This is a genomic window from Rahnella sp. P4_A8, assembly GCF_056402435.1.
In genome coordinates, this window is the sequence record NZ_JBFUHK010000231.1 from 1 (window position 1) to 1,401 (window position 1,401).

Below are 1,401 nucleotides of genomic sequence, written 5' to 3' on the forward strand. Positions count from 1 at the left end.
GTTCTGACCAGTGCATCTTCATTTTGAGCTGTGCGTGAACCCGCCAAACAGTGAAAAATAACAGGATGATTTACAGGCAGGTCCTTGATTTTTTTCCCCAACAAAATATCGGATAGTGGAAAAGAGATAGCTCCAGGAACGTGCTCTCGAAGAAATTCAGCAGGCTCCCGAATGTCGATCAGAGTGCTGCCATTTTTCATGAGTTCATGTGCTTCTGCAGGACTTACAGTTCTTGTGCTCATTTCAAATCCTCAGGGCAGTAAATGTCCTTTAACGTTGCGATAACTTTTCTAATCGATTCATTTTTAATGAAATAATTTCTTCGTTGCTCATCTATGGAACATTCAATCAAATCCTCTTCCTTCATTCTCGCCAGGTGCTGCGATGTGGCYGAAGGACTTAATCCTGTCAGTTTACTTAGATTACCTGCTGAAGTTCCCGGTGAGTCAATGAGAGTACAAAGAATCAATAGTCGGTTAACGTTACTCATGGACTTGAGAAGCCTGGTCGCCTGAGCCGCGCTATCTTGCAAAAATTCAAGGTCAGTATTTTTCATATGTTATTTCAGGTTTATCTAATTTAAGTAAAGTCTAAATCAAATGCAGGCGTAGAGCAAAAAAAGATTTATGAATAAAATGCTCAAACTGTCCACTATGTGTTTACTTTATTTTTCAAATGGTTAAATGGTGATGAGATTGCCCTAACTGGTCACTTACAATGAACCGTTGGCCAAAAAATGCAAAATTCCGGTTTGAACCGATTATTGAGGTGCTTTTCACGATGATGTCGGCTGCTCTGATTCTGATATAGGAGGCTGAGTGTTTAGTTTATTTCACTCTAATGGCTTACGTTGAATAAGGCATATTATTAGAAAGTCTTTATTGGTATCTAATGAAAGGAGTCGGATGATGGTATTTGAAGAAAAGAAGAAAAAGGCAATAGACCTGATGGAAAATAAAAAGATGTGGCGGAGCAATTATGCGCCCCCCATCTTACGCTTGTTTTGGAAAATGGGGAGTAAAATGCCACCGCCTCCGTTTGCCCCTTTCTGGCTTAATACGATGTTCTTCGCCGCCTGGTACAGCCCTATATGGGGCATTTTCATGTGGTTCACTATCTGGAAAAATCAAGGCTTCAGCGTATTGCATGCGGTATTCATCGCCCTCTTTGCCGGTTTGCTGTTTGGTTTATTCATGGCGTTATTCCACTATTGGCGCAAGCGGTCCAACAAGTTGCCTGACTGGAAGAGCCTCTAAGAAGGCAACAATTTGAACATCAGAAAAAAGATTTATATAAAAACTGTTCACAGCTTTCACTTTTTTTTGTTTAATTTCATTTATGTTATGTGGTAATTGGTTTGCCCTGAACTGTCTATAACTCATCACTTCAAGTGACCAGTTA

At 40.1% G+C, this 1,401-nt stretch carries 3 protein-coding genes; 1 reads left to right on the forward strand and 2 read right to left on the reverse strand.

The window, feature by feature from the left end; genetic code table 11:
• Together AC1DUO_RS24980 and AC1DUO_RS24985 are read right to left on the reverse strand one after the other, a co-directional pair.
• Positions 1-242: rhodanese-like domain-containing protein (locus AC1DUO_RS24980; protein WP_477989367.1), on the reverse strand; the 242-nt coding region annotated here is incomplete at its 3' end.
• A complete protein-coding gene (locus tag AC1DUO_RS24985) occupies positions 239-556 on the reverse strand; it encodes an ArsR/SmtB family transcription factor (protein ID WP_015690325.1) in 318 nt (105 codons plus the stop codon). The genes AC1DUO_RS24980 and AC1DUO_RS24985, both read right to left, overlap by 4 nt.
• Positions 557-908: 352 nt before the next feature.
• Here AC1DUO_RS24985 and AC1DUO_RS24990 point away from each other — a divergent pair, with 352 nt between their 5' ends.
• The gene (locus tag AC1DUO_RS24990; protein WP_013576740.1) at positions 909-1,256 is read left to right on the forward strand and encodes a DUF6404 family protein; all 348 of its coding nucleotides are present in this window, start codon (positions 909-911) and stop codon (positions 1,254-1,256) included.
• Positions 1,257-1,401 lie beyond the last annotated feature (145 nt).

Coding starts and splice junctions, on each gene's coding strand:
- AC1DUO_RS24990 (WP_013576740.1), top strand. CDS start 909: ATGGTATTTGAAGAAAAGAAGAAAAAGGCAATAGACCTGATGGAAAAT.